25 protein-coding genes and 3 tRNA genes are annotated in these 21653 nt (G+C 63.7%); 3 read left to right on the plus strand and 25 right to left on the minus strand.

Going from position 1 to position 21653, the window contains the following annotated elements:
* Positions 1 to 345: 345 nt before the first annotated feature.
* The 10 genes from Q6E04_RS06555 to Q6E04_RS06600 all read right to left on the minus strand — a co-directional run bounded on the left by Q6E04_RS06555 (position 346) and on the right by Q6E04_RS06600 (position 7244).
* Positions 346 to 420 (minus strand) — tRNA-Asn (locus tag Q6E04_RS06555).
* A 46-nt stretch (positions 421 to 466) separates the two neighbouring features.
* Positions 467 to 541 (minus strand) — tRNA-Asn (locus Q6E04_RS06560).
* Positions 542 to 547: 6 nt separating this feature from the next.
* Positions 548 to 622, minus strand: a tRNA-Val gene (locus tag Q6E04_RS06565).
* Positions 623 to 754: 132 nt separating this feature from the next.
* Positions 755 to 1162 (minus strand): hypothetical protein, encoded by a 408-nt coding sequence (locus Q6E04_RS06570; RefSeq protein WP_303249993.1) that lies wholly within the window; start codon positions 1160 to 1162, stop codon positions 755 to 757.
* Between the two features lie 387 nt (positions 1163 to 1549).
* The gene (locus tag Q6E04_RS06575) at positions 1550 to 2407 is read right to left on the minus strand and encodes a MetQ/NlpA family ABC transporter substrate-binding protein (protein WP_303249994.1); all 858 of its coding nucleotides are present in this window, start codon (positions 2405 to 2407) and stop codon (positions 1550 to 1552) included.
* A 171-nt stretch (positions 2408 to 2578) separates the two neighbouring features.
* A complete protein-coding gene (locus tag Q6E04_RS06580) occupies positions 2579 to 3256 on the minus strand; it encodes a methionine ABC transporter permease (protein WP_303249995.1) in 678 nt (225 codons plus the stop codon).
* Entirely contained in the window at positions 3257 to 4051 is a 795-nt protein-coding gene (locus Q6E04_RS06585; protein ID WP_303249996.1) for a methionine ABC transporter ATP-binding protein, read from the minus strand. It lies immediately after the preceding gene.
* A 258-nt stretch (positions 4052 to 4309) separates the two neighbouring features.
* Entirely contained in the window at positions 4310 to 5269 is a 960-nt protein-coding gene (locus Q6E04_RS06590) for a zinc-ribbon domain-containing protein (protein ID WP_303249997.1), read from the minus strand.
* 3 nt (positions 5270 to 5272) lie between these two features.
* Positions 5273 to 6178, minus strand: coding sequence for a GTPase Era (gene era / locus Q6E04_RS06595; protein ID WP_303249998.1), 906 nt, complete (start codon positions 6176 to 6178; stop codon positions 5273 to 5275).
* Positions 6179 to 6266: 88 nt separating this feature from the next.
* Positions 6267 to 7244, minus strand: coding sequence for a PhoH family protein (locus Q6E04_RS06600; protein ID WP_303249999.1), 978 nt, complete (start codon positions 7242 to 7244; stop codon positions 6267 to 6269).
* A gap of 365 nt (positions 7245 to 7609) precedes the next feature.
* Here Q6E04_RS06600 and Q6E04_RS06605 point away from each other — a divergent pair, with 365 nt between their 5' ends.
* From Q6E04_RS06605 to Q6E04_RS06615, 3 genes are all read left to right on the plus strand, one after another.
* Entirely contained in the window at positions 7610 to 7780 is a 171-nt protein-coding gene (locus Q6E04_RS06605; protein WP_303250000.1) for a hypothetical protein, read from the plus strand.
* A gap of 190 nt (positions 7781 to 7970) precedes the next feature.
* Positions 7971 to 8105, plus strand: coding sequence for a hypothetical protein (locus Q6E04_RS06610; protein WP_303250001.1), 135 nt, complete (start codon positions 7971 to 7973; stop codon positions 8103 to 8105).
* A gap of 162 nt (positions 8106 to 8267) precedes the next feature.
* Entirely contained in the window at positions 8268 to 8450 is a 183-nt protein-coding gene (locus Q6E04_RS06615; RefSeq protein WP_303249739.1) for a hypothetical protein, read from the plus strand.
* A 50-nt stretch (positions 8451 to 8500) separates the two neighbouring features.
* Here Q6E04_RS06615 and Q6E04_RS06620 read toward each other — a convergent pair whose 3' ends face one another.
* The 15 genes from Q6E04_RS06620 to Q6E04_RS06690 are packed head-to-tail and all read right to left on the minus strand — an operon-like array spanning position 8501 to position 21631.
* Positions 8501 to 9307, minus strand: a complete 807-nt coding sequence (locus Q6E04_RS06620; protein WP_303250002.1) for a GH25 family lysozyme — start codon at positions 9305 to 9307, stop codon at positions 8501 to 8503.
* A gap of 14 nt (positions 9308 to 9321) precedes the next feature.
* Positions 9322 to 9585, minus strand: a complete 264-nt coding sequence (locus tag Q6E04_RS06625; RefSeq protein ID WP_303250003.1) for a phage holin family protein — start codon at positions 9583 to 9585, stop codon at positions 9322 to 9324.
* A gap of 10 nt (positions 9586 to 9595) precedes the next feature.
* Positions 9596 to 9913, minus strand: coding sequence for a hypothetical protein (locus tag Q6E04_RS06630; protein WP_303250004.1), 318 nt, complete (start codon positions 9911 to 9913; stop codon positions 9596 to 9598).
* Between the two features lie 58 nt (positions 9914 to 9971).
* Entirely contained in the window at positions 9972 to 10088 is a 117-nt protein-coding gene (locus Q6E04_RS06635; RefSeq protein ID WP_303250005.1) for a CD1375 family protein, read from the minus strand.
* 24 nt (positions 10089 to 10112) lie between these two features.
* Positions 10113 to 10637: a hypothetical protein gene (locus Q6E04_RS06640; RefSeq protein WP_303250006.1), complete on the minus strand. Its 525-nt coding sequence runs from the start codon at positions 10635 to 10637 to the stop codon at positions 10113 to 10115.
* A 10-nt stretch (positions 10638 to 10647) separates the two neighbouring features.
* Positions 10648 to 11676, minus strand: coding sequence for a leucine-rich repeat domain-containing protein (locus Q6E04_RS06645; protein ID WP_303250007.1), 1029 nt, complete (start codon positions 11674 to 11676; stop codon positions 10648 to 10650).
* 10 nt (positions 11677 to 11686) lie between these two features.
* Positions 11687 to 12184: a hypothetical protein gene (locus Q6E04_RS06650; RefSeq protein ID WP_303250008.1), complete on the minus strand. Its 498-nt coding sequence runs from the start codon at positions 12182 to 12184 to the stop codon at positions 11687 to 11689.
* 31 nt (positions 12185 to 12215) lie between these two features.
* Positions 12216 to 12734 (minus strand): hypothetical protein, encoded by a 519-nt coding sequence (locus Q6E04_RS06655; protein WP_303250009.1) that lies wholly within the window; start codon positions 12732 to 12734, stop codon positions 12216 to 12218.
* Between the two features lie 9 nt (positions 12735 to 12743).
* The gene (locus Q6E04_RS06660) at positions 12744 to 12971 is read right to left on the minus strand and encodes a hypothetical protein (RefSeq protein ID WP_303250010.1); all 228 of its coding nucleotides are present in this window, start codon (positions 12969 to 12971) and stop codon (positions 12744 to 12746) included.
* Complete coding sequence (locus Q6E04_RS06665) at positions 12971 to 13672, minus strand: BppU family phage baseplate upper protein (protein ID WP_303250011.1); 702 nt, start codon at positions 13670 to 13672, stop codon at positions 12971 to 12973. Before Q6E04_RS06665 ends, Q6E04_RS06660 begins: the two co-directional genes overlap by 1 nt.
* 4 nt (positions 13673 to 13676) lie before the next feature.
* Positions 13677 to 14009, minus strand: coding sequence for a hypothetical protein (locus tag Q6E04_RS06670; protein ID WP_303250012.1), 333 nt, complete (start codon positions 14007 to 14009; stop codon positions 13677 to 13679).
* Entirely contained in the window at positions 13996 to 15222 is a 1227-nt protein-coding gene (locus Q6E04_RS06675) for a phage tail spike protein (RefSeq protein ID WP_303250013.1), read from the minus strand. Before Q6E04_RS06675 ends, Q6E04_RS06670 begins: the two co-directional genes overlap by 14 nt.
* Entirely contained in the window at positions 15219 to 15929 is a 711-nt protein-coding gene (locus tag Q6E04_RS06680) for a distal tail protein Dit (RefSeq protein WP_303250014.1), read from the minus strand. The genes Q6E04_RS06675 and Q6E04_RS06680 overlap by 4 nt, the downstream gene beginning before the upstream one ends.
* A complete protein-coding gene (locus Q6E04_RS06685; protein ID WP_303250015.1) occupies positions 15926 to 21448 on the minus strand; it encodes a phage tail tape measure protein in 5523 nt (1840 codons plus the stop codon). Before Q6E04_RS06685 ends, Q6E04_RS06680 begins: the two co-directional genes overlap by 4 nt.
* A gap of 9 nt (positions 21449 to 21457) precedes the next feature.
* Complete coding sequence (locus Q6E04_RS06690) at positions 21458 to 21631, minus strand: hypothetical protein (protein ID WP_303250016.1); 174 nt, start codon at positions 21629 to 21631, stop codon at positions 21458 to 21460.
* Positions 21632 to 21653: the final 22 nt, after the last annotated feature.

A 21653-nucleotide genomic window follows, 5' to 3' on the forward strand; every position in this document is an offset into this window, starting at 1 on the left:
CCGTTCGGCTTGCTCATCTATGTAATTGGGATAGTATACCGGCCGCCTATTCCCAAAAGACAAATCGGACACAGCGTACACGCACTATCGACAAATGAGAACATATCGACGAAATTTCCCTCTCATCACCAAACTCGCGACAAGAAATACAGTACCGAAAAAAGGACTTATTAACACAATGGCACCTAGGCGACACGCCGCGGTAGCCACAAGCAAAATACGCCGCGGCTGCATGCGAATCGATTAGGCTTCAGCGCTTACAAAGACCACCGTAGAAAATACGAGGTCCAGGAAAAGCAACGAACCCGCGGACTTGATGCCTCGCAGGTTCGTAAGGAATTCGTATGGCTCCCCGGGTAGGATTCGAACCTACAACCTATCGGTTAACAGCCGAGTGCTCTGCCGTTGAGCTACCGAGGAATATAGAGAATACAAGACCCGCAGGTGCGGGTCTTGAAAGTATCAATGGCTCCCCGGGTAGGATTCGAACCTACAACCTATCGGTTAACAGCCGAGTGCTCTGCCGTTGAGCTACCGAGGAATGAAATGGTGGGCGTTACAAGATTTGAACTTGTGACCCCTTCCGTGTGAAGGAAGTGCTCTCCCCCTGAGCCAAACGCCCATTTCATTTGCTCTTTTTGCTTTGGAGTTGTTTCCTTAGCGCCAAGCGCAGGACAGTATATTACGCATATCGATAGGGCTTGGCAAGGCTTTTTTCTAACTTTTTTGAAAAAAGTAGCGGACTACGCCCGAGCTATCCGATGCGACCGGCGTCGTGCGCCTCCACGGCGCGAGCAATCAAATCGAAACAAGCATCCTGAATCAGCTTATTGCCCCTACGGCGATTTCCGGGGTCTTGAAGCACATCGTCCTTCAGACGCCTCAAAACCTCGGCCGAAACGGCTCCGGAAGATTCAGCCATCCAAAAAATCAATTCGCCGCACTGAATCGACCTCCCGAACGTCGCATCAGGCGCACTGGCAGCCGACCACGATTCCATGAGATGCCAGTACTGGGTGGGACGGTCGATGCCGCGTTCTCGCGCGCGATCTATGTATCCACCCCGTTTCTGAACGTAACCGCACGCGATTAGCTCGTCCGTTATAGGAGTTGCAACGTTCCCCTTGTCTATAAAGAACCTGCGAATCTGGTAGTTTTTCATCGCCACCACGCCTTTCTGAAAACCCGCCGTCCCTTTCCCGCTGCCAGGCGTCGTACGCCCCATAAATCCTGCACGAGAAAACCCCGCCAATATGCGTCGGCAGTGAAAACCCCTCGCCATCTGTGCGCCTTTTTGGCTCTATCAATTATTACAATATTATTGTATCGTACAGGCCAGTCTTGCTAAGATGAGTTCTTGGCCTTATCGAATACGACTATATCTATTATTATATAAGGTCACATATAACATATAGGCTCATAAAATCATAAGAGCCCTCAAGCAATCGATTCAAAACGTAGCAAAGACTTACGCCGAAGAAACCGATTCGTGCGTGATGGACTCTCCCATTCAATAGCATCCTTCGACGCACTGCGCATCTTCCCTCCCCTAGTTCTTCAGCGCATCGATGCTTGCGCTCTTTCCAGGGTACACGCTCAGCGGCTCGAAGTGAATCTTCGCGACGCCCACCAGGTCGGTGCCGTTCTGAACGTTGTAGTCATCCAGGTAAGGCTGGTGCTGGAAGTAGTTGGCATCCAGGTCGCCTTCGGAAAGCGCCACGTTAGGCTGCACGTAGTCGGTGAACTCGACCACTTCGAGCGTCCAGCCCTTCGCCGCAAGCACGTCTTTCACCTGAGCGAGGATTTCGGCATGAGGAGCGGGAGATGCGCCGACCTTGATGGTCGTATCGTCGCCCTCGGCCTGCGCAACATCGCCTGCGGCACCCGCTTCGAACACCGCCGTCACAGCGCCATCGTAGGTAGAAACGATGAACTCCTGCACTTCGCGGCTCTGCAGCGCCGCCAGAAGCGCCGCGGTCTTGGCCGTATCCCCGTCGCCCGCACGAACCGCGATCACGTTGCCGAACTCATCGGCGGCAGCCGATGCGCCATCTTCGGAAGCGAGCGCCGTAGAGGGGTCGAGTCCAGCGCCGATCGCGTAATTGCCGTTGATTACCGCCAGGTCGACGTCGGCCGCGACGCGCGGCAGCGAAGCCGCCTCGGTCTCGACTATTTCGACGCCGTAGGGATTTTCGACGATGTCGTTTTTCGTCGCCGCAAGGCCCGCGCCCTCGGTGAGCGTGATGATTCCCTGTTCCTCGAGCAACAGAAGAGCGCGCGCCTCGTTCGTAGCATCGGAGGGAACGGCTATCTGCTTAGCAGAGCCGCCGCATCCCGTGAGAGCGACCGCAAGGGTGAATGCCGCTGCGAAACCTGCGCAATACTGGGCGAATTTCTTGAATTTCATGGTTTCAACCTTTCTTTCGGGTGCACGAATCAAGCGCGTCCGTGCACGTTTCGATTTCGTCGATTCTTTTGTCGAGATTCAGATAAGAGATGATTTTCGTATCGCGACGCCATACCTGAGCAATGCCGCCGCACTTCTATCGGAACGCCCCTGCGAAACAGGAGGCGCGCCTTATCGCAAACGATGGTCCATTCCGCGCGCCGCCGCGTTGGCCAAGCTCTGCGCCAACTGCACGATCACCACGCACAGCACGATCGCCGCCACCATCACGTCGTCTTGATAGCGCTGGTATCCGTAACGGATCGCGATATCGCCCAGACCGCCCGCGCCGACCGTGCCCGCCATGGCCACGAAGCCGAACAGGGTGATGAACGTGATGGACAAACCCCTGATCAACGAGGGAACGCTTTCGGCCAACAGGACCTTGAACACGATATGGCCCGTCGACGCTCCGAAGCTCGAAGCCGCCTCGACCAGGCCCTCGTCTACCTCCGACAGGCTCTGCTCGACCATGCGGGCGACGAAAGGAATGGCGGCCGCGGAAAGCGGCACGATGGCTGCAGCCACGCCGAGCGACGTTCCCACAAGGGCGCGGGTCGCGGGGATCATGAACACGATCAGGATGATGAAGGGAATGGAGCGGCCGATATTGACCAGCCAACCCGCGACGCTGTTGAGCACACGATGGGGATGCAGGCCGCCCGGAGCCGTAAGCACGAGCAAAACGCCCAGCGGAATGCCGAACGCGTACGCGAACGCGGTGGAAAGCACGGTCATCACGACGCTGTCGAGCGTGCCCTGCGCCATAAGCGCGCCGTACTGATTGAAAAACGATACGATCGTATCCATCTACACCGCCTCCTTCGCGCAAGCCGCCGCGGCGGCGAAAGAACGATGGGGACGGATGACGTCGTCGGCTTCGACTAGAAGACGGGCCGCCTCGCTTCGAGGCGCGACGAGCACGTCTTCGACGGGACCGGCTTCGACGAGGCGTCCGCGGTCGATGACCGCAACCTTGTTGCACACCTGGCGCGCTACGGAAAGCGAATGCGTGATGACCACCACCGTCACGCCGAGCTGCTCGTTGATATCACGCAGAAGGCCCAGGATGGAATGCGTGGTCAGCGTATCCAAGGCGCTCGTCGCCTCGTCGCAAAGCAAGATCTTGGGGTCGTTGGCCAAAGCGCGGGCGATCGCCACGCGCTGCTGCTGGCCGCCCGAAAGCTGGCTGGGATAAAAGCCCGCCTTGTCAGCAAGGCCCACCAGCGAAAGCAGCTCGCGGGCGCGGGCGTCGGCCGATGCCTTGGAAATGCCCCGCAGCTCGAGCGGAAACGTCACGTTGCGCAGCACGTCGCGCTGCTGGAACAGGCTGAAGCCCTGGAAGATCATGCCGATCCGCGAACGCAGGGCGCGCAGGTCTTTGCCCTGATAACAGGTGACGTCGACGCCGTCGATGACCACCGAGCCGCTTGCGGGGCGCTCGAGCAGATTGATGCATCGAACCAGCGTCGACTTGCCCGCGCCCGATTGTCCGATGATGCCGAACACGTCGCCGCGTTCGATATGAAGCGTCACATCGTGTAGCGCGTCATGCGTGCCCGACCGACCTTCGTAGGTCTTGGAGAGATTCTTGAGATGTATCATGATTCCTCATACATACCATAGGGGGAAACAACGAGAATGCGGCACGACACGGCCGCCCGGAAGCTAGGCCTGAGTATCGGCCCATGCGCCGATAAACCCAGGCTTGGGCATGTGCATCGGCATGAAGCTCATGGTATGTACGGATACGAAAATCATGCGAATCACTATAGTGCGTTAAAGCGATTCGTCAAGAAGAATTATGAAAAAAGCCGCCCGTTTCGGTAACGGGCGGCTCATCGAACCGGTGTATCAGCGCTCTTAAGAAACCTTCGAGGGTTTCGACGCGTCATAGAGCTCGTCGAAGCGGGCAAGATGCTCCTTCGCGTTGCCCTGCGTATACACCGCCAGGATCTCGTCCTTGTGCGCAGAGGGTTTCTCGAATGTCACGTCGAGCGCCCAGGCATTCGTCATGGCGCTCACGCGGCCGATTTGGCACTCGTACAGCTCGACCACGTCTTTCGCCTGCTCGGCATAGGCCGATTGCTGAGGGATATGCATGGCTTCGAGACCCTCCAGGTCTTCCTGTAGGTCGGAAAGCACCTTGTCGGCGAATTCCTTGGAAGCGGTGCGCGCATCCATCGAATTGGCCAGGAAGTTCGCATTGAACTCCTCGACGCAGGTCGCGATGCGGTCGTCGTAGACGGACAGCTTGCCGTAGGCCGCGTCGAGCGAGTTGAATATCTCGGCTTCGGTCAACTTGACCTGCGACTTGTCGTCGATTTTGGCGGAAGACCCGTCGCTTTCGGCCTGCGACCCCTCGGCCTGATCCTTGCTGGCTTCAGGGGCGGAATCGTCGTTTTTCGACGCCTCTTCCGCAGGCGACTTGTCATCGACGCCCGACACGGCGATAGGCTCTTTGTCCTGACCGCCGCCCCAGCCGCCGAAATACACCGCGGCCAAGCCGCCCGCCGCGACGAGCAGCAGCGCGATTACCACGCCCGCCGCGATAAGGGCGGTCTTGCGCGGGCGCTTCACGCTATCGAGCGAGAAGCGCTTCTGCTTGTTGTCGGTGTTGACGACCACCGAATCGCGGTCGAGGCGCAGCGTGGCGTCGGCGGGAAGCTGACGGCCGTCCACGATGTCGAAGCCGCTCAAGGTGTCGTCCTGGCTCTTCGTGCCGTCGATCATCACGGTTTCGAGAATGCGGCCGCCGCATTCTCCGCAAAACCGCGCGCCGGGCTCCAAGGGGGCGCCGCACCATGTGCAGAACTTCGCCATGGCCTAGATGCCCTCTCCGTATCCGAAGCGGCGGATCTGATTCAGATCGCGACGCCAATTCTTCTTCACCTTGACTTGCAAGTCCAAAAATACCTTGCAGCCGAGAAGCTGCTCGAGGTCGTGGCGGGCCTCGATGCCGACCTTCTTGATGCATTCGCCGCCGCGGCCGATGATGATGCCCTTCTGGCTATCGCGCTCGACGTAGACCACCGCGTAGATGCGGTACATGTCCTTGGCGCGGTCGTATTCGATCTGGTCGGCCGACACGCCGATGGAATGAGGCACCTCGTCGCGGAAGCTGCGCAGGATCTTCTCGCGGATGAATTCGGCGACGAGCACCTCGAAAGGCTGGTCGGTGTCCATATCGTCGGGAAACCACTTCGGGCCCTCGGGAAGCCAGCGCGCCACCGCCGTTTCGAATCCCTCGACATTGAAGCCCGACTTGGAAGAAAGCACGACCTCGTCATCCCAGCGACCTAGAGCGCGCGCCGCCTCGAGCTGGGCGATGACCGTGTCTTTATCGACCAAGTCGGCTTTGCTGATTACCAGGATCTTGCGCGCATGACGCACGGCGCGGACCTGCGCCGCCACCCATTCGTCGCCGCGGCCGATAGGCTTGCTCGCGTCGACCAGGAACGCCACCACGTCGACGTCTTCCATTGCCTTGATCGCACTCGTATTGAGCTCTTCGCCCAGCGCGTCATGAGGCTTATGCAGACCCGGGGTGTCGACCATGATCATCTGGACGTCGTCGCGCGTCACGATGGCGCGGAAGCGATGCCTGGTGGTCTGGGCCGTATTGGACGTGATCGCCACTTTGTGGCCGACCACCGCATTGATCAACGTGGACTTGCCGGCGTTGGGGCGACCGACCAGCGTCACGAAACCGCTCTTGAACTTCTCTGCCATGAAATGGTCTCCTTTTGTTCGTCATCGACGGGCCCGAGGCCCGCGTCTTTCTTCGTTTCCGCCCTCGACGCGCGAGAGCGCGCCGCTACTACGGTCGGCTTTCGGACCCCCGCCCCTTCACCGCCGCGCGCTCGTATGCTTCGACGATACGTGCCACGAGGTTATGGCGCACCACATCGCGACCGGTCAGCGTGCAGAACGCGATGTCCTCGACGCCGCCCAGGACGCTTTGCACGCTCTTAAGGCCCGAAAGGCCGCGCGGCAGGTCGAGCTGGGTGATATCGCCCGTCACGACCATCTTCGAATTGAACCCGAGCCTGGTGAGGAACATCTTCATCTGCTCGGGCGTGGTATTTTGCGCCTCGTCGAGAATGATGAAGCTGTCGTTGAACGTGCGTCCGCGCATGAACGCGAGCGGGGCGATTTCGATCACACCGCGATCTATCAGGTCGCGGGCGCGCTCCATGTCGGTCATGTCGAACAGCGCGTCGTACAAAGGCCTGATGTAGGGATCGACCTTCTCGGTGAGCGTGCCGGGAAGAAAACCAAGGTTCTCCCCCGCCTCGACCACCGGGCGCGTGAGGATGATGCGGTTCACGTCTTTGCGCTTGAGCGCGGCCACGGCCATGGCCATGGCAAGATAGGTCTTGCCCGTACCCGCGGGGCCGATGCCGAACGTCACCGTATTGGAGCGGATGGCGTCGACATAGCGCTTCTGGCCGGCCGTCTTGGGACGGATGGCACGCCCGCGATACGTGAGCAGGATGTCCTCGCGCAGAATCGACGGGGCGAATTCGCCCTGGCGCAGCAGCTCGACGACGCGCAGCGCGTCGTCGACCGTCGGCGCCGTTCCCGACGCGGCCATCTTGATCAGGTCGCCGAACAGGGCGGTCAGGCTTTGGACCTCGAGCGAATCGCCCGAGAGGATGATGAGATTGCCGCGCACCGTGATGCGGGCGGCGAATGCATCCCCGATCGCATGAAGGACGGAGTCGGAGGGGCCGACGATATCCGTCATGTCGACGTGGTCGGGAACAGTGAGTGTTATGCGTGCTTCGTCATTCATGCGAGCATTGTAGCGGTTAAACGCGGCCAACACCAGCAAGCGCATGAACAGGCGTTATGATACGCGAGAATTACATTTTGCGAGGAAAACGCCGTCAAATACATCAATTCCGGCGCATTTGGGATATTCCCGGGATACGGAACGATGCCGTACAATGGCGCCGAAGAGTCCCCGCGACGGCACGTCCGGCGGGGGCAAGCGGGGGTCGCCTACCACGGCGGCCCCTTCGCGTTTCTCGGCTGCTTCGTCCACGCGGCGCGTATACGGCCGCCTGCCGCTCGCCGAAAACACCCCGGCGCGTCGAACGATGCGCGCGTAATACAATCGTCTTTATCAGAGAAAGGAAAAGGAGGAGGTCGCGTGCCATGACGACTATGGGTCTGCTTACGATCCCCGGCATGGACGGGAGCGAGAGGCTTCGCCGCATGAGGAAGGAGTCGCAGAAGAGGATGCGCGAAGCCGCGTTGAGCGGTGCGCTCGCGGCGGCGGTGATGAGCGCGAAGACGGGCTCGAACGGTTCGAGAAAGAAATCGTAGGCTCCGCGCTGGAGCAAGCGAGGGAATGCCTTACCGATGCTATTCCGAAGACCGCCGCAAATGGCGGTCTTTCGCGTTTTCATAGGCGAAAATACCAGGTCGATGCGGAGAAATATAGGGCATCCACTTGCATTATTATGGTACTTGCCCTATAATATAGACATCGAGTTGAGAAAGGAGGTGATGCAGGATGGAAGAGTTCATTATCGCGATCGTTTCCGCAGCGGTCGGCTCGGCTGTCGGCAAGGCAATCGAGTACATCGCGGAGGCGATTGCGAGCAGAAAGGCCCCCGAGCGCCGTGGAAAGCATGCAAGGAGGCCTTAGGGTCAAAGGGGCGCCGCTTCGGCGGCTCCCCTGCCGGAAACCATCTTACAACGAAAGGAGCCGAGCCGTGAAGACCGCCATCATCGCATTCACCGTCGGACTCGTCACCACCCTGGTCATAGACGCCGTGAAACGCCGTCGCAGAAGGAACGGAGAATAGCCATGGCCACCGAAGCCCAGAAGAAGGCCACCAACGCCTACCGCGCCGCCAACGTGAAGAACGTCACCGTGAAGTTCTTCCCCGCCGACCGCGAGGTCTACGACTGGATGCGCGAGAACGGCTACAGCGGCGCGTGGGTGCGCGAGCTGATACGCCGCGAATACGAGCGCGCGAAAGGCGAATAGCCCGCATCCGGGCATGAAAAAAAGCGGGGGACGCATAAGCGCCCCCCATGCTATTCCGCCTCGCCTTCGGCCGGCTTCGTCAACGCCGCCTCGATGCGTTCGAGCCGCGCGGCCATATCCGCTTGCTTCGCGGCCATCCATTTCACATGCTCGTGGGTGGTCAGCTCCATGCCGCGCCCCGTTGGATCATCGGTGCGAAGCACCTCTTGCACGGCCTTTTCGGCATCGTCCGCCGGCTCCTGCGCGGCGCTCTCGCCGCCCCTCTCGCCGCGCGCGATGCGCCCCCAGGCTTCGGGCGTGAGGTACGCGATATCGAGGTCGAGACGGCCGCTGTAGCCGCCCACGCGCCCGTTGTCGGTGTATTGATGCACCGTCACAGCGTCCCATGCTCCGAAGCCGCCGCTCGGCAGCCACGGCATGTCCTGCCAGCCTGTCGGCTGCGTGTCGGCGTACTGGGCGACCCACAGCGCACTATGCGGCGCGATCGCCGACCAATCCTCTTCCGTCAAGACGCTTCGCGACGTGTAAACCATGCACCGTACGCCAGTGCGCTCAAACACGCGGTCGAGGAACCTCTTGGCGCCGTCAGTGCCGATGCGGCCGTACATCTCGTAGTCAAGGACGGGGATGCCCTCTCCGAAGTAATTGAGACAGTTGTCCACGAACCAGTCCGCCTCCGCCACGGGGTCGCCGCCGGCGAGGAAGTGGTAGAAGCCCCAGCACCGGCCCAACGCTTTCGACTGCTGCACCCACGGGTCGCAGGTGTCGTGGACGATGGACGTCCCCTCCGTGGCTTTGAAGATGCCGAAGTCGCAGTCGATCGCGGCGAGGTCTAGCCCGCGCTGGTAGTTTGACACGTCGATGCCGCGCATCATTTCGCACCGTCCAGCAGGTTGCGGAACGCCTCGTAAAGCCCCGTGGACGCGAGGCCGCTCACAAGGCCCGTCGCCAGCACGTCGGGGGTAAACGCCCCCTGCGCCCACGCGGTGACGGCCACGCCGAGCGCGGCCATGCACAGCGGGATGAAGCGGTTGACCGCATCCGTAGGCACCAGGTTCTTGAGGACGTAGCCCGCGCAAAGGCACACGGCCACGGTCAGGGGCGCGACCCACGCGCCCAAGTCAGGCATATCCATATAAGTCTCCTTAGCTTGCAATGCCCGCCTGCAGCAGCGCCATGCCGACCAGCGCGGCCACGATCAGCCCGATGACCTGCGTCACCAGCGCGTCCCATCGCTGCGCCGGCTTGGCGGCGGTGTCGTCCAGCCGCGCGTCGATCTTGGCCACGGTGTCGTCGATGCGCGTGAGGATGGCCTCGTTGGCCGCGTTCTTCGCGCGGATCTCGTCCAGTTCGTCTCCGTGCCGCGTGACGCGGCGGTTGAGGCTTTCCACCTCGCCTTTGACCTGCTGGCAGTCGGCTTCAAGGCGGCTGATGCGCTTTTCAAAGTCCAGGGCGTTCTCCACGCCGCCTCCTTACAGAAAAGGCGGGGACACGCGCCCCCGCCCGTCGTTCGTCCACCGCCTACGCGGCCTGCTTGTCGGCCGCGAGCATGCGCTCGACCTCGGCCTTCCAGAGCGAGGGCACCTGCTCGATTTTCCACGTGCCAGCCTTAACGAGCGTGTAATACAGCTTTGCCATGTTTCCTCCTTCGTCGTTGTCTCTCTATGCCTTAGCGGCGGCTTCGAGCTGCTTCACGCGCTCCTCCAAAGCCGCCACGGTGGCTCCCAATTCGGCCACGCTCTCCATGCCCGTGGCCGTCATGACGCCAAGCTCGGCGGCGGCGTTCGCGACCGTGCCGGCCGTCTCGCCGAGGTCGGCGAGCGCGAGGGTCGCGGTGGTCGCCGACTCGTTGGCGCTGTCCGCAGCGGCCTGCGCGTCCTTAGCGGCCTTCTTCGCGTCCGCAGCGCACGCGGCGGCGGTGGACACGTTGACTTCGAGCGCGCGGATGGCGTCGGCCGTGGCCTCGTCCAGCTTTCGGACGCAGCGTAGCTTGACGTGCTCGCCCTGCATGGACACGCTCGCGGCGGCGTAGCCCTCGAAGCGCACCACTTCCTTGCCCCCGGCCGTCACCACCAGCGGGGACTTCGCCAGCTCGAGCGCGGCGTCCAGCGTCGTGCCCGAAAGCACGAACTCGCATTCGTCCACGCGCTCGGCGTAGCTGATTAGATTGGTTCCGTTCAGCAGCATGTTTTCCTCCTTAGATTCCAGCGGCCTGCTTGAACTGTTCGTATGTCGCGCCCCATGCTATTTCCGTCATGGGGCCGTCTGCGATGTCGGCATTCCATCCGTCGGGCTTCTTCGCGGCCTCGCAGAACACCTTTGCAGACGTGTTCGCCCTGCTCATAGACGTGGACACCAGCGGAGCCGTGCCGGTTCTCACCAGCGTGGACGGCACCCACATGTACAGCGTCCCCGCCGAATCGGTCATGTACGTCTTCGCGATCGAGCCCCCGCCCGACCACGACGAGCAGCCCGTCAGGTCGAAGGCCATGGACACGTTCGCGCGGCCGATGCCGACGACGACGCCGCTGTTGCATTTGACGTCGCCGGCGAAGCGCACTACCAGCTTCCCGCCGTTCTGGATGTTCTTCCCGAGCACGCCGTCGTTCGTCTGGTGCGCGAAATGCGTGACGCCGCCAGGCCCGCCGAACGATACCTCGCGAAGCCCGGGGCATTCGACGAAGATGTCCGACCCCTTGAACGTGCATCCGCCGGGGAACGACGCCGAGACGATGCCGGTGCATCCGCCGAAGCAGTTCGAATCGAACGTCGCTCCCGGCTCCGCCTCGACGCCGCTCATCGCGGTGCAGCCGCCGAAGGCGCGCGTTCCTACCGTCGCGGTCGCGGGGATGCGGGCGGACGCGAGCGTCGTGCATTCCGAAAACGCTTCCGTTCCGATCGACTCGACGTCCGGCATCTGCACCTCACGCAGCGTCGAGCATCCGCGAAACGCGCCCTCGGCTATCGCCTTGATGCCGGGGAGCACGGCCTTGACGGCTCCGTCGGAAACGCCGGCCGGCCACACCTCACGCTCGATGCGCTGTCCTACGCCCGCCGACGGCGACGTCGTGCCGGTGCCCCCGCACTCCGGCGGAAGCGCCCCCAGCGTGTCGCCCAGCCCCATGCGCCGCCTAATCATGCGCAGCACGTCGGCATCCTCCAGCATGGCCTTGATGTTCTGGGCAGACGCGATGAGACGCCCCCCCCCCGTGGCTTTTTCTGGCATGTTGACCTCCTTAAACAGACCGTATCGTTATAGCCGCGGATCTTATGTCCACGTCGTGCCTTGTCGTTTGGTAGCTGCCTGCCATCAGAATCCTCACGCGCACGCCTGCGTCGCCGACAACGATGTCCGCCGACCCGTGAGCGTCCAGCGCCCATGTGTCGCCCACTGTGCTTGTTGCCTTCGCGACCGTCGTTACGATGCCGCCGGACACCACGTCGACACTCCAAGACTTGATAGCGTTCGACTGGCGCCTGAGATATCCTGAGACGTCGACCGATACGTTGTACATCCCGCTTTTTCGCGGCGTGAACACGCCGTTTTTGTGCCTCATTCCACCGTACGTCGAAGCGTTTTTCCACGGGATCGTGTAGTCGAACGTCTTCGACGTGTTTTCGCCCTCGTAAGTCTCGCTGCCTTCGTACGATGCCATCGCCCCGCTCGACTGCGAGAAGGCTTCTAAGGCTGCTTTTAGATTCCCGGCCGAAACCGGCTCGTTCCCCGTGAGCATATGCGCCCCCTTCCCGAGGGCGCGCGGCCCTCTATTTCGTTCTCTCTATGTAGTACCCGGCCCTCAACTCGACCTCGGAGTAGTAAGAGCCGGATCCCGAAGACGTCTTGTAGAAATAGACGAACTCTATCTTGTCGCCTTTTTTGAGATGCGCTCTGTACAAGACGGAGGCCGTCTTCGTCTTGTTCGGCGTGCTGCCCTCCGCCTTGCTCGCGAAAATCGACGCGATGGGAATCTCCGCAACGACGGAGCCGCGGGTGATGCGCATCGTCGCGTCCGCCCTCGCGTTGCCGTCCGCGTTCCCAAGCAGGCCCAAGCAGACTGTCACAGATATCGAGTAATCGCCCTCGATATTGCAGGTCAGCGCGTTTTGAGACGCGGCGAAGTCAGACCCCCCCCCGAGGTTCGATATCGTTGAGGCGCCAGTCATCGTGCTGCTTTCTTTCTGGCTTCCCGCCGCGCTGCCCGACGTGATGGACAGCACGCGGCCCATGCCGCCGAGCGCGGCTTTCAGGTTCCCCGCGCTGATAGGCTCGTTTCCGGTCAACATACGCCCTCCTTATTTCAATCCCAGGTATTCCAGCAGCTCCGCGTCCGTCGGATACTGCAATACCAGCTTCTTTATCCCGTCAACGTCCGTGCAGCCTGTTCCGCCGTTGGCGACGGGCAACGCGCCCAGGGTGTCTCCCAGCCCCATGTTTTTCCGCACGAACTTCAGGCCCTCCGGCTGCGTCACCAGCGCCCTGACGTTGGACGCCGCCGACGGGCGCTTGTTTTCTCCGGCCACTACGCACCGCCTCCCGTCACGTACGCTATGAACTCCGTGTCGCTCATCCAGGCCGCGTCGTACTTGTCGTGGCTGACGAAGCCGCCCGGCTTGTCCTTCTTCCCTTCGAGGTACCCGTCGAAGATGGTTCCCAACTCGCCTTGCAACGCCTGATGCACCAGGTCGGCGGCATCGTTCGCGTTCTTCGCGGCGGCTTCGGCCTTAGCCACGGCCGCGTCGTTCTTGGCGGTGCGCTCTGCCTCGGCCTTGGCGAACTCGTCGCGGCACCACTCGAGCATGGCCTCGATCTCGGAGCTGTATGCGTCGGCGACGGCGTTCTCGTCGCCCTGCGCGTTCGGCAGGATGACGATGGCGAACGCCTGCGTCGTGGCGTAGAGCGTCGCGCTCGCCGCCCCTGCGCCGGCCTTGTCCTTCAGCGCGAAGTACGCGACGCCGGCCACGCCGGTCTCCGTGGCGGCGGCTTCGGGCAGGACGTATTCGAGCGACGCGCCCGAAGCGCCCGCCACCTCGTCGGACAAGAGAGCGCCCTTGGGGTGCCGCATCTCGAACATGACGCGGTATTTCGACAAGTCCACAGGCTCGCCGTTGTCGTACACGTCCACGTGCAGGGTGGTCGCGTTGCGCTCGCCTTGGCGGATATAGACGGCGCGGGTTTCCTCCGGCTCTTTCGACAGGTCTAGCTCTAGATAGATTTCATTCACGGCATCACCTCACGATAATCCGCATGTCGTTCGTACAGACCGTGGACGCATCGCCGACGATGCGCAGATACGCGCTCTCCACCTCGCCCGGCGCGTCGAACGCCGGCAGCGTCCACGCCGCGCGCGTGCCGTCCACAGCGGCCGCCACGGAGCCGCGCGCGCCCTTGTGCGCCCACTCGAAGGCGACGGCGCGCCCGGTCAAGTCCAGCAATTCGCCGCAGGATTCGATTGTCGCGGCGACCGTCACGCCGCACTCGCCGCGCGCCACGTGGACGGCATCGCGCGTGCGCGCGCTCTTGTCCAGCGTCAGCGACGCCGTTTCGTTACGCGGTTGCAATCGACACCTTCTTCCCGTTCCACAGCAGCGCGCCGGACGCGTCCACTGCTAGCGTGCCGACTGCTTTCTTGTCGGTCTTCTCGTCCTTCAGCACCAGAGTTTTCATCGTCGCGCCGTCGGTCAGATACCGCTCGTCCACGCGCTCCACGATTGCGTCCGGGTTGACGCTGGCCACCGCACTCATGGCGCGCACGCTGGCATCGTAGGCGCGCGAAAGCACGTCCGGCAGCACGCTAGCCACCGTGCCGAACGTGGCCGAGCTTGCTTCGCCGCGCAGCACGTCGCGTTCGAGCGAGCCGACGCGGGCTTTCAACCGAAGCTCCGGCGTGAAGTCGCGGTCAACGACGTGGACGGTATCGCCTAGGCGAACGTCTTTCAGCGGCGCGAAAGGTATGCGCGCGTCGTAGGTCACTTCGGGCTGCTTGTGCGCGTCGAGCCATGCACGCGCGGCGGCTTCGAGCGCGGCCTTGTCCGCGATGCCCGAATCCTCGAACACGCCTTCCGCATGCGTCGGCTCGCCGTCGGGGCCGGGGACGCCCCAAAGCTTGAGCGCGTCGGCGTCGGCCACGTAGCACCACAGGCTGTCTTTCCCGTATCCGTAGACGGCGGTGCATACCTCGGTGTCCAGCACCTCCTTGGAGATGCCTTGCAGGTCGTGGCCGTAGTCGAAGCGCGTTCCCCGGTCGGCACCCATGCGCGACACCAGAGACGCGCGGCGCGCGGTCACGCCCGCTTCGCCGACTTCGATGTCCTGCCGAAGCTCGAGGCCGAACGCGCCGCACACCTGAAGCAGGCACTCGTAGACGCTGGCGCGCTCGAACTCGAAAGCGGCCGTGGCCGCGGCCGTGGACACCTCGCCGGCCGTCCACGCGGTCAGCTTGAGCAGCTCGGCCACCGCGTCCGATGCGGACACGTTCGCCTTCCACTCGCGCACCTGCTTCGCGGATAGGTCGGCTTGCAGGGAGCGCACGCACGACGCGCCGAACGTCTCGCCGCCGTCGTGGCTCTGGCTCTCTGCGTCCACCACGTGCTCGTCCCACCTGCGGCCGTCCGTCCACAGCACGCGGTCGCCCTTGGCGAGCGGCTGCGTTATGTCGATGTCCAGGCGGTCTTCGCCGTTGATCTCTTGGCGATGGTGGGCGGCGAGAACGGGCAGCTCGCCTATCTGCTCGCCCCAGCGGCTGTATAGCAAAAACTTGGGCTTGTTCGTCATAGCCATCGCTCCGTCCACTCGACGCGGAACGGCTGCGCGCACTCGATTTCATGGCGTCCCGGTGCAAGCTCCGGGTAGTCGCTCTCGATGGCCACGGCAACGGGCCGGCCGTCGGCGGTCGCGACGTGCTCGGCGGCGTCCACCACCACGGCCGCGCCCATGCTCGTGCCCATGACCTTGAACGGGATGCCGTCGAACTTGAGCACGGACGGCCCGCCCGCGCTCTCGAAGGACACGACAGGCGCGGCGGGCGAGTTGCCGCCGATGTCCAGCAGCATCTTCCCGCCGGCCGGCTTGCGCTTGGAGCGTTTCGCGCCGTAGGCCACGGGGTCCGGACATTGGAACGTGAGCGACACCCCGGCCGCATGCGTGGACACCTCCAGCGGCGTTTCGCCGGTGAGCACCGCCCACCGCCACACGTCCGGCGCATCGTCCAGCACCAGCTTGCAAAGCCCGCGCTTGCCCAGAATGCCGGCAAGCTCGCGCCGTTTGGCCTCGATGGCCGCGCGGCGCTGCACGGTGCCGGACACGGGCGCGAAGAAGCGGCCGCGCACCGTGATTTCGAGCGCGTCGAAAGACGCCGACCCGAACGCCGAGCCGTCGGCGCCGCCCAACTCCGCGGACGAAACCGACACGCCCGGCAACAGGCCGCGCTCGATGCTTTCGACCTTGAGGATGTGGGACAGGTCGTGCCCGTCGTAGATCATCGAAGCCCCCTAGCTCTCATTTCGCGGCTCTGCAACGTGTTGATCTCCCGCGCCAGGCTGCGCACGTCCACGCTCTGCCCCGGCCGCGTGTTGACCGTGAAGCTCATGGACACCTGCGGCGCGGGCTGCGCCACCCTCGCCCGCTGCGTGGCCGCGAACCCGCGCGGCATCTGCGCCGCCATGAGGGCGCGGGGCGCGGTGGCCGAACGGGATGCCGAAGCCTGCGCTGCGGCGACTCCGGAGCCTGCGGCGGCGTGCGCTGCTGACAAGGCCGCGCTGACGGTGGCGGCGGCAGCCGACGCGATGGCCTGAATCTGCGACTGGATGCCTGCGGCTATCTCGCCTGCCAAGCCCACGCCTGCGGCCGTCCATTCGCCCTTCGTGGACAGGATGGCCTCGGTCGAGGTCTGCGACGTGAGCAGCATCACCTCGTCCATCTCGGGCTGTTTCGCAGTGATGCCAGCGATGATGGCGTTCGCCATTTCCTCGCCCGGGGACAACGCCTTGAACGCGTTGATGCCGTCGGCGCTCGCCTGCGCGATGGACTGGTTGTAGAGGTTGATGTAACGCGCGATCTCCTCGGTGGACTTGCCCGCCATGTCCGCGATTACCTGGCCCCACTGGCCGAAGCCGCCCTCCATGACGGCCTTGCGGAAGGCTTCGCTGTCAATGCTTTCCGGCACCTTCGCGAAGACCGCTTCCAGGTTGTCCGCCCACTTCTGGCTCTCGGCCATGTTGAGCTTGAGCGTTTCCTCCCACTCGGAAAGCCCGGTCTTGCCGTATTTGGTGAACTGCTGGAAGCCGTTGGACACCTGCGAGGTGTAGTCCGCCAGGCCGCTCGCGAAGTCGGCCATAGTGGTGTCCATCGCCATCAGTTCGGCCGCGAAGCCCTCGACCGACGCGCCCGCCTTGGCGAACGCCGCCGACAGCCCCGCGTCGGAGTAGATGGCCTCCTTCACGTCAAGGCACGTCTCGCGAAACGCGACCATTCGCTGCTTCGGCGTCTCGAACGTCATGTATTTCAGCGAGTTGACGTAAAGGCTGCGCTGGTCAAGTTCCTGCTGCTTCTGCGCGATGGACAAATCCTGGTAGCTGTCGATAATGCGCTGCGCGTCTTCGGCGGACATGTCCGCCATCTGCTCGACGGCGCGCAGGTAGTCGTCGCCGCCGTCCACGACGGCTTGCACGAACTCGCGATTAAAGGTCAGGCCCGTCTTGCTCGCCAGCCCGTTGAGCGCGTCGCTCCACCGCTGCGCGTTGTCGATGCCGGAAATGGCGGCGTCTTTCAGCGCATAGAGCGACTGGAAACGCTCCATGTCGCCGATGCTCGCGGTCAGCTTGCTCTGCATGGCCGCGAAGTTGTCGTATTCCGTCAGCCACTCGTTGTAGCTCGCCCAGTCGGTGTCCGACATGTCGCCGGCGAGCTTGCCGTCCCACTCGGCGCGCTTGTCAGCGAACTCGCCGACTTTATCGGCGTACTCGTCCAGGCTCATGCCGTACGATTCCAGCACCTTCATGGAGTCGTACACCGCGCCAGTGGCTGGCTTGCGGTAGGGGCTGCTCATGATGGACTGGTACAGCCCGCCCCACACGGCGTCGCCCACCGCCGTGGACGTCTCGCGCATTTCGTCTGCGCGGTCTTCCCAGCCGGCAATCATCTGGTCGATGTACGCCTGCATTTCCGCGTTCGCGTCTTCGAGCATGCCCGTGGCCGCGTCGCCCACCGCGCCGCCGCCGGCGTAAAGGCCGTCTGCGAAGTTGGTGGCGGCATGGTAGCCGTAAATCCACTCGCCGCCGCTAAGCGGCCCCTTGCGCGGCTGCGTGTGCGCCAGGTAGTCGGCCACGGTGGAAGCCAGCGCCGCCGACGCCTTGGCCACGTCGGGCGCGCCCGCACGCATGCCGTCGGCGATGTTCTGCGCGAGGTGCGCGCCCCACACGTCGTCACGTTTCAGCGGCCCGACGTCCGGGGTCGTGTGCTTCAGCGGCGCGGCGGCGGCTGCTGCCAGCGCGTTGGCGGCGGCGGCGACCTTGCCGATCTGCGACGTCAAGCCGCCGGCGAAGTTGGCGCCCATGTGTGCGCCCCACGACTGCGCCATGCTGGCGTACATGTTCATGAGGGCCACTTTGGCCGCAATCGCGCTCGCAGCGCGGTCGGTGGGGTCGATGCCCTCGCCCACGCCGCTCGCGAAACCGTTGCCCGCCTCGCTGCCCGCGTCGCCGGTCTCGCCCGCCGCGCCCCACAGCGGAGGCGTGAACGCGCTCGCGGTGTCGTTGGCGACGCCCTCGGCCATGCCCGGCATGGGAGCCAGGCCGGAGCCTAGGGAGTCCACGGCTCCCGCGCCTACCGCCGACGCGGCATCGGCCACGGGGCCGACCCCGCCGGACAGCGTGGACGCGGTTTCGCTGACGGCTTCTTGCGCCTTCGCGCCCATTTCGGCGGGCATCGGGTCCACGCCTGACACCGCCGCGCCCTTGAGGGCGAGCGACGCAGCCTGCGCGGGCGCATACCCGGCGGCGATGGCCATTGCGAACGCCGCCGTGGCATCGTTGCCGGCCACGCCGAACTCCTTGGCGGCGGCTTCGATTTCGCCGACCGTCATGTTCGCCATGTTCGAAGCAGCGATGACAGCGTTCTGCGTGCCTTGGCTGAATCCGGCCAGCCATGCATTCATCGCAGACGCGCCGGCCTGGCCCGCCGCCGCATCCGACTGCTCTTGCGCGCCGCGCATCGCTTCTGCGAATTTCGGGCCGAAGCCCGCGACGGTTTCCACGATCGACGTAAACGTTCCGTCGTAGTTGTCCACGAGGGCGGCGAGCTGGTCCGCGCTCATTTCGGACAGAAGCGAAGTGCCCACACCCGCCTGTTCGAGCGAGCCGGCGAAGTCAGCCGCGCTCTTGCCGGACGATTCCAACGCGCCCGAAAGCGTCTCGCTCGACGCGATGAAGCCGTCGATGTTCTCGCGGCTCGCCGACAGCGCGCCGGCCGTCTCTTCGAGCATGCCCGTGTAGTAGTCCACGGCTTCGCCGCTGGCCTTCTGCGCGGCTTCGAGGTCTTCGACCTTCTGCTTCTGCTCCTCGTAGGCGCGGCCGGCCTCGTCGGATGCGACTTCGATGTCGCCCCACTTGACCATGATGCCTTCCTCCATGGTCGCGAGGTCGGCTTTCGCCTTTTCGAGGTCGCGGCTGGCCTCCATCTGCGCCTTGACGGAATCGGTCAGCAGCTCTTGCGCCGCCGCCGCTTTCGCCTGCTCCAGGTAGGCGTCGCGCACGCGCAGGATAGCGTCGGCCTGCTCCGAAAGCTTGCCGTTCACGGGGTCTATGACAGACACGGATGCGCCGGTTATGTCGTTGAAGCCCTGCACCGCCGAGGTCAGCTCGGCCTGCTTGTCGGCGGTCAAGCCGCTTTGGCCGGCGAGGTCCTGGATGGTGCGCACGTAGCCGTCCAGCAAGGCGGCGTTCGTGCCGAATTCCGCCCAAGTATCCTGCGCCTTGTCGGCGAGTTCGGCCTGCGAGCGCAGAAGCTTGTCCACGCTTTCGCGGGTCACGTCGTAATCGCCCGCCGCCGCCGCGATGTCGGCCGACGTGGACGCGTAAGCGGAGCTAGCCGCCTTGGTCGCGTCGGTCAAATCGTCGGTGGCGGATTTCAGCAGGTCGGCATGGGTCTTCGCTTCGGCGAGGTCGCCGACGATGTTGCCGATGGCTTCAAGCGCGACGCCAACGCCGAGGGTCTTAAGCGCGGTGCCTAGCAGCGAGAACGCCACGCGGCCCGCCCTTGCGGCCTTTTCCGCCGCGCTTATGCCGGCCGCAGCCTTGGCGGATTCGTCGCCGGTCTTCTTGACGCCGGCCGACGCCGTTATCGAAGTCTCCGCCACGGTCGAAAAGTGGACGGCCAGATTGCGCAGAGCGCCGCCGAACGTCCCCATCGCGCCGGGCATGCGCCCGAACACGGACAGCAGAGGGCCGGCGGCGGCTGCGAGGGCCACGGCCTGCATGACGGCCTGCTGCTCGCCCTCGGACATTTCGTTAAAGGCCCTCGCGCCCGATTCGATGGCGTCGAACAGCGGCTGCGCCGCGTCGATGGCGTCCAGCAAGGCATCCGCGAGAGGCCCGCCGATCTGGTCGCCGACCGCTATGGCGCGGTTCTTGAGCATTTCGAACTTAGCAGCCAGCGACTCGTTGCGGTTCGCGACCTCGTTTGACAGCGCGGTGTTCTCGCTCCACGCGTCGTTAGCCGTCTTCACCGCGTCGCCGAGATAGCCTGCGTTGCCTGCCAGACGCTTCATCGCGTCGGTCTGGCGCAGCTCGCTGATGCCCAGCTCTTCGAGCATGAGCGACATGTTGCCGCCGCCCTCGGTCGCGGCCTCCATGCCTGCGAGCACCGCCGACAGGGCGTCCACGGGCGAGGACTTCCACGCGTTCGCGAACTGGTCCGCGCTCATGCCGGCGGCGGATGCCCACGCCTGCATATCGGCCGAGCCGGTGGCCACGGCCTTGTCGATGTTGGCCATGATGGTGGACACCGCCGAGCCGCCGGCTTCGGCCTCCATGCCCATCGAAGACAGCGCCGTCGCCAAGCCCAGGATGTCGGCCTGGCTCATGCCCACCTGCGTGCCGGCGGATGCCAGGCGCATGGCCATGTTCGAGATGTCGGATTCGGTCGTGGCGTATGAGTTGCCCAGGCCGACGAGCGCACTCGCGTAGTTGGATATTTCCGAGTGCGCCATCTTCGTGATGTTGGCGAACTGCGCCATGTTGGTGGACGCGGTTTCCGCATCCATGTTGGTCGCGATGTCCAGGCCTGACGCGACGCGGCCGAACTCTTCCAACTCTTCGACCGTGAAGCCCAGCTGCGCGCCGAGCGCCTGGATGTCGAGCACCTGAGACGCGCTGACCGCGTTGGTCTTCGAGAACTCCACCGCCGCGTCTTTGAGGGCGGCGTATTCGGCTTCGGTGCCGTCCACCGTCTTCTTGACGTTGGTCAGCGACGTATCGATGGACGTAGCCGCCGCGATGCTCGCCGCGCCCACGCCGACGATGGCGGGCGTGACCGTGCGGGTCATCGTGTCGCCGACCATGGAAACGCGCTGGCCGAGCTGGCCGTATTTCTCGCCGAAGTCCGTCAGCGCACCGCCGAAGCGGCCCATCACCGAGTTGGCGGCGTTCATGTCGATTCGCGCTTGCGCAAGCTGCGCGTTGAACGATTCGAGCTTGCCTTCGGCTGTGGCTATCTCTGCCTGCAGCTTCGTCCATTGATCCGACCGCATGCCGTCCTTGCCCAGCTGCGCTTCGGCGGCTTTGAGCACTTCGAGGCGCTTGCGGGTCTGGTCGGCCTTGTCTTGGACAAGCTCTAGCTGTCGCGCGAGCAGGCGGGTGGACGAAGGATTGAATTTGAGCGCGTTCTGGACCTGCTTCAGCTCGTTCTGCGTTTCCCTCGCGCCCTTGCTCGCGTCGCGCAGCGCGGAGGTCAGGCCCTTTGTGTCTGCTCCGATTTCGACGGTTAGACCCTTGTAAGTGGTCACATGACCTCCTTAGCCTAGCAATCTGTCAATGTCCGACTGGGTAGCCTTGCGCGCGGGCTTCGGCGCGTTTTCGTCCGGATAGGCGACGTCGCAGAACTCAAGCACTTCGGGAACCGTCAAACGCCGCACGTCGGCGGTCGTGAACCCCATCTTCAGCGCGGCGAGAATCTGCGATTCGACCACGCCGGAGCCGTCCGACGGAGCG

This window comes from uncultured Slackia sp. (genome assembly GCF_959608125.1).
Lineage (GTDB): Bacteria > Actinomycetota > Coriobacteriia > Coriobacteriales > Eggerthellaceae > Slackia.